This window comes from Brachyspira innocens ATCC 29796 (assembly GCF_000384655.1).
In the GTDB taxonomy this organism is placed as follows: domain Bacteria; phylum Spirochaetota; class Brachyspiria; order Brachyspirales; family Brachyspiraceae; genus Brachyspira; species Brachyspira innocens.
The window spans coordinates 1-5,510 of record NZ_ARQI01000043.1 but is presented as its reverse complement, the minus strand read 5'-3'; the positions used below and the strand labels follow the sequence as shown (position 1 = coordinate 5,510).

At 29.1% G+C, this 5,510-nt stretch carries 6 protein-coding genes; 4 read left to right on the top strand and 2 right to left on the bottom strand.

Annotation, left to right across the window (positions count from 1 at the left end):
- The first annotated feature begins 46 nt into the window (after window positions 1–46).
- Window positions 47–1,003: a D-2-hydroxyacid dehydrogenase gene (locus F811_RS0100725; RefSeq protein ID WP_020003399.1), complete on the top strand. Its 957-nt coding sequence runs from the start codon at window positions 47–49 to the stop codon at window positions 1,001–1,003.
- A gap of 414 nt (window positions 1,004–1,417) precedes the next feature.
- Here F811_RS0100725 and F811_RS0100720 read toward each other — a convergent pair whose 3' ends face one another.
- The gene (locus tag F811_RS0100720; RefSeq protein ID WP_020003398.1) at window positions 1,418–2,560 is read right to left on the bottom strand and encodes a pseudouridine synthase; all 1,143 of its coding nucleotides are present in this window, start codon (window positions 2,558–2,560) and stop codon (window positions 1,418–1,420) included.
- A gap of 150 nt (window positions 2,561–2,710) precedes the next feature.
- On the opposite strand from F811_RS0100720, the gene F811_RS0100715 reads away from it, so the two are divergent.
- The 3 genes from F811_RS0100715 (at window position 2,711) to F811_RS0100705 (ending at window position 4,843) form a co-directional block, all read left to right on the top strand.
- A complete protein-coding gene (locus tag F811_RS0100715; protein WP_020003397.1) occupies window positions 2,711–3,337 on the top strand; it encodes a queuosine precursor transporter in 627 nt (208 codons plus the stop codon).
- Between the two features lie 64 nt (window positions 3,338–3,401).
- A complete protein-coding gene (locus F811_RS0100710) occupies window positions 3,402–4,376 on the top strand; it encodes a beta-ketoacyl-ACP synthase III (RefSeq protein ID WP_020003396.1) in 975 nt (324 codons plus the stop codon).
- A gap of 44 nt (window positions 4,377–4,420) precedes the next feature.
- On the top strand, window positions 4,421–4,843 hold the full coding sequence (locus F811_RS0100705; protein WP_020003395.1) for a C-GCAxxG-C-C family (seleno)protein: 423 nt from the start codon (window positions 4,421–4,423) through the stop codon (window positions 4,841–4,843).
- A gap of 82 nt (window positions 4,844–4,925) precedes the next feature.
- Here F811_RS0100705 and F811_RS0100700 read toward each other — a convergent pair.
- Window positions 4,926–5,510 (bottom strand): Rpn family recombination-promoting nuclease/putative transposase (locus F811_RS0100700; protein WP_020003394.1); only part of this gene is annotated, 585 nt, incomplete at its 5' end.

Below are 5,510 nucleotides of genomic sequence, written 5' to 3'. Positions count from 1 at the left end.
CATATAATAATAAGCGAGATTTTTTAATATATAAATAGGAGAAATTATGAGTAAACCAAAAATTGTAGTATTGGACGGCGGGATATTAAATCCAGGTGATATATCTTGGGGTGAAATAGAAAGCATAGCTGATTTAAAAGTTTATGACAGAACAGATTATGATAAAGTAAAAGAAATAGCTTATGATGCTTGGGGAATATTAAACAGCAAGGTTGTTATTGACAGAAAATTAATGCAGTCTTTAGTGAATTTAAAATATATAGGCATGCTTGCCACAGGGTATAATACTGTAGATATAGAAGCTGCAAAAGAACTTGGAATAACAGTTACAAATGTAAGAGGATACGGACCTCAGTCTGTAGCTCAGCTTGTTATGGCTTTTGTATTATCATTATCTTTTAGGATAGTTGAACATAATAATCAAGTGCATAATGGAGATTGGGTAAAATGCAAAGATTATTCATTTAGCTCATACCCTTTAATGGAGCTTGAAAATAAAACTATGTGTATATTCGGATTCGGAGATATAGGGAGAGAGGTTGCTAAAATGTCTTCGGCTATGGGAATGAAAGTTTTAGTATATTCAAGAAGTAAAAAAGAAGGTTTTGAAAATGCATCTAGTATAGAAGAGCTTTTTGAGAGAGCCGACTTTTTATCTTTAAATGCACCTTTAAATAAAGAAACAGAAAATTTAATTGATATAAACTTGCTTTCAAAAATGAAAAAAACAGCCTTTTTAATAAATACTTCAAGAGGAGGAGTAATAGTAGAAAAAGACTTGGCATATGCTTTGAATAATAATTTAATAGCAGGAGCAGGACTTGATGTACTTGCTAAAGAACCGCCTTCAGCAGACAACCCTTTACTTACAGCTAAAAACTGCTACATCACCCCGCATTTTGCAGGCAATACTTTGGAGGCTAGAACAAGGCTTATGCATAAAGTTTATGAAAATATAAAGGCATTTTTAGAAGGCAGTCCAATAAATGTTTTGACAAAATAGTTTATTCATAAATGGTTTTTACATGGTATATACCTAAACAAATACAGTTTGTCAAAAAATAATTTTTTTAAATTTTGATGTTTATTTATGTTTATTTGCCCACCGCTTACTACGTAACCCCCAGTTCTTTTGCGACCATAGGAAGTACCGTTAGGTATGGTATTGGCACAAAGAACCTTATATACTCGATAAACTCGGTACGTTTCGCGAAAGACTGCATTTGACGAAGTCCGCCTGTGGTGTTGCAAAAACTTTGGTGAAGCCCGCAGAGCGTGTGCGGCAAAAAAAGTTGATAAAATGAAATCGTTCCAGTATATTAAAATATTATATTAGTAAATATACTAATGTAATGTTAAAACCTTAATTATTTTATAAAACTTTGCCAAAATTATAAAAAATAAAAATTTAAGTATATTATATTCTTTTTTTGTTAGTATGCTTTTTATTAATTTGTTTTTTATTAGAAGGCTTATCAGTACTTCCTTTATTAAAATTTCTTTTTTTAATGTCAGATTTTTTATATTCTTTATTTTCTAAACTCTTAAAATTATTTTTTTTAGCAGATTTAAGCGGTTTTGATTTATTTGTTTTAGCCTTATATGTATTTTCTTTTTTTGTAATTAATCTTTTCTTTTTAGGCTTTGCTTTAGCCCATTTAGATTTATCATGCTTTTTTTCTTTTTTTTCTGATTGTTCTTGTTTGTTAGATATATCAGAGTAAGTATTGTTTTCTCCATAGTCTTCATCTATTATATTATCATCATATTCTGAAACATTTGCAAATATGTTTTCTATATCTTTTAATTTTTTATCTTTTTGATTAAAGAAAAAATCTATTTCTTTCTTTGTAAGATCTCTAATATGTCCTGCTTCCAATGTTCCAGAAGTTTCATCATATTTACTTACACAGCCTACAGATATTCTCTCCAAGTCTATAACCTTATATCCTAAATAATCAAATATTTTTCTTATCTCTCTGTTTTTACCTTCATTTATAGTAAGACGTATTTTGCTTTGCACTCTTCCTTTTGATAATATCTTAAATTTGAAAGGCGAATAAGTAATATTTTTTATTGTAATGCCTTTGCTTGCTTCATATAATTTTTCTGAATCTATCTTTCCATTAACTGTAACATCATAAACTTTTAATATTTCATAAGAAGGGTGTGTTATAATATTTGCAAACTCTCCGTCATTAGTAATTATCATAATACCTCTTGATTCGGAGTCAAGCCTTCCTGCATAAAATAGTCTCTCTTTAATACCCTTAAAAAACTCTGTAATTATTCTTCTTCCGGGTAAATATTTTGTAGTGCTTACAACACCTACAGGCTTATATAATGCCATATATCTTTTTCTCTGTCTTTCTATTAATTTTCTGTCTATAGAAACACTGTCAGATTCTTTTACTCTGTATGCAGGGTCTAATATAACCTCATTATTTACTCTTATTCTTCCAGATATTATGGCTTTCTCACAGTTTCTTCTGCTTGCAAAACCAGATTCTAATATTACTTTAACAAGTCTTACTGCTTCTTCATTTTTTTGTTTTTTCATATATATAAGCTGCTCACTAAAAAATTTAACGGACTTTATCATATACTAATTTTATTAATTTGTCAAAACTTAATAAACTGCATATAGACTAAAATTGATTTTTAATATATTATATATCATCTTATTAATAATAAATTACGGATTTTAATTATGGATACAGCAAAAGAAGAATATAATATTTCATTTATAAGCATACTTGTAATTTGTTCTTACATAGCCTGTCAAATGATATCAAATATAGCAAGCGTAAAAATAGCAAATGTTCTAACACTTGCTGTAGACGGAGGAACTTTTTTATATCCTTTAGCCTTTACAATCAGAGATATGGCCCATAAAACTATAGGAAAGAAAAATACACAAAAACTAATAATAGTATCCGCTATTATAAATATTTTTTCACCTATTTATTTTTATATAGTCTCTCAAATACCTGCAGATGCAAGCTGGCAGTTTAATGAAGCGTTTAAAGCAACATTAAGCCCTGTACTTAGAATATCAATAGCTTCAATACTTGGTTCTACTTTATCCGAGCTTGTAGATACAGAAATATATCATTTATTTGTTACTAAAATTACAAAAAGATATCAATGGCTTAGAGTATTAATAAGCAATGCTTTTAGTATACCAGTAGATAACTTGGTATTTGTAATTATAGCATTTTGGGGTGCTTTGCCTTTTGATGCTTTGGTTGGAATATTTATATTTAACTTTGTTGTAAAATATGCGGTTACTGTAATAAGTGTACCTATGATATATTTGGTAAAAGATAAAAATTAATTGCTGTTTCTTTTTATATTAAAAATTATATTAAAAAAATACAATTAAGAGAGTAAAAAACAATATGAAAGCTAGTATAAAATATTTATCATCATATTTGCCTGAAAAAGTTGTTACAAATTATGATTTAGAAAAGACACTAGATACCAATAATGATTGGATAGTTACAAGAACTGGAATAGAAGAGAGAAGAATAGCAGACAAAGATGAAAGCACTGGAGATATGGCAGTTAAAGCTGTAGAAAAACTTAAAGAAAAAGGAGCTGTAATAGAAGATGCAGATGCTGTAATAGTTGCTACTTCTACAAAATCATATACTTTTCCTTCTACTGCAGGACTTATACAAAAGGCATTTAATATAAAAAACTCATGCCTTTCATTTGATATATCAGCTGCATGTTCTGGATATATATATGCTTTAAATACTGCAGCATCATTAATAGAAAGCGGAGAATGCAAAAAGGTTTTGATAATAGCGGCAGAAAAATGTTCGGACATACTCAACTGGGAGGACAGAAGTACTGCTATACTATTTGGAGACGGAGTTAGCAGTGCATTGCTTGAGGCTTCAGATGACGGTAAAGGAATTATAGCTACAGACATAGGCTCAGAATCTAATCCAGACATACTTATAGTGAAAGGCGGCGGAAGTGTTTCACCTATTACAGAAGATAATGTTTTAGATAAAACAAATACTATATATATGGAAGGCACTGAAGTATTTAAAAAAGCTGTGAAAACTTTTGATTATACTATTAATAAAACTGTAAAAAATGCTAATTTACAATTAAAAGATTTATCACTTATAATAACACATCAGGCAAATACTAGAATAATGAATGCTGTTGCCAAAACTTTGTCTCTCACAGATGATAAGTTTTATGTTAATATACAAAAATACGGAAATACATCTGCAGCAAGTGTTGGTATAGCTTTTACAGAAGCATTTGAAAATGGAGCTATAAAAGAAGGAGACTATGTGTTATTAACTGCTTTTGGTGCTGGTCTTACTTGGGGTTCTACATTAATAAAATTTTAAAAATAATAAAGTTTTAAAAATTATAATTAAGAGAGGTTATAAAGATGACATTATATGAATATTTAACTTCAGGATTCGGTAAAGAAGAAGATTTGAATTGTGCCGAAAAAATGCTTTACGGGGCAAACAAAGTATATGATTTGAATATAGATAAAAATGATTTAAAATTGGCTGCTGGTTTTGGAGGCGGTATGGCTATGGGACTTACCTGCGGAGTATTAACTGGAGGTATAATGGCTTTTTCTAAGGCATTTATACAAGAGAAGGGACATGAAGGAACACTCGTAAAAGAAATAGAAGCAGAATATATAACTAAATTTAATGATAAGATGAAAAGTACAAACTGCGACTCATTAGTAGAAAAATACAGACACCCAGAAAACGGATGTGATTATCTAATATTTGAAGCGGCTAAAATATTTGATGAATTAATGGAAAAATATAAAGAATACAGAAAAGATAAATAAAAAAGTTTTTTTAATATAAAAAATAAGTGAGAATATAAAAAAACTCACTTATTTTTATATTTGCTATTAGAGTTTTAATATATTACAATTTTAACACTTCTTCTATAGTAAGCCCAGTATTTTCACTAATAATTTTTATATCTATACCAGCATTTTTTAAACTTCTAGCTATAGTAATTTGCTCTTCTCTTCTGCCTTCCTGCAAGCCCTTCTCTATACCTTTTTCTATACCTTCCTGTATACCTTCTTCTCGTTCTCTTTTTAGCATTATAGTCTGACCATACAAAAAAGCGTCCCTAGCATTATAAACTTCCATCTCATATTCGCTTGATATAAAACGCTCATATTTATTAATTACTTTAGGCATGATATTATTTACCTCCTTTAATTTATCTTTTACTTTATCCAAATCTTTAGCTGTAAAAAACTCTATCCAAGATAATATTTGCTTTCTCTTAATATCTTCTGTGTTACTATTATTTAGTATTTTCTTAAATCTCGGCACTTCCACTATATGCATTTGAACCATATCTAAAACAATATCTGGATTTTCTGTGTCTATTAGCTTAAAACACCTATGGGGCTTACCCTCATCATTAAAATCCATATTGAAGTCTACAAAATTAATGCTTATAACCTCACTAATTATATCATAAGGCTCTTTTTC

Coding starts and splice junctions, on each gene's coding strand:
- F811_RS0100725 (WP_020003399.1), top strand. CDS start 47: ATGAGTAAACCAAAAATTGTAGTATTGGACGGCGGGATATTAAATCCA.
- F811_RS0100715 (WP_020003397.1), top strand. CDS start 2,711: ATGGATACAGCAAAAGAAGAATATAATATTTCATTTATAAGCATACTT.
- F811_RS0100705 (WP_020003395.1), top strand. CDS start 4,421: ATGACATTATATGAATATTTAACTTCAGGATTCGGTAAAGAAGAAGAT.
- F811_RS0100720 (WP_020003398.1), bottom strand. CDS start 2,560: ATGAAAAAACAAAAAAATGAAGAAGCAGTAAGACTTGTTAAAGTAATA.
- F811_RS0100710 (WP_020003396.1), top strand. CDS start 3,402: ATGAAAGCTAGTATAAAATATTTATCATCATATTTGCCTGAAAAAGTT.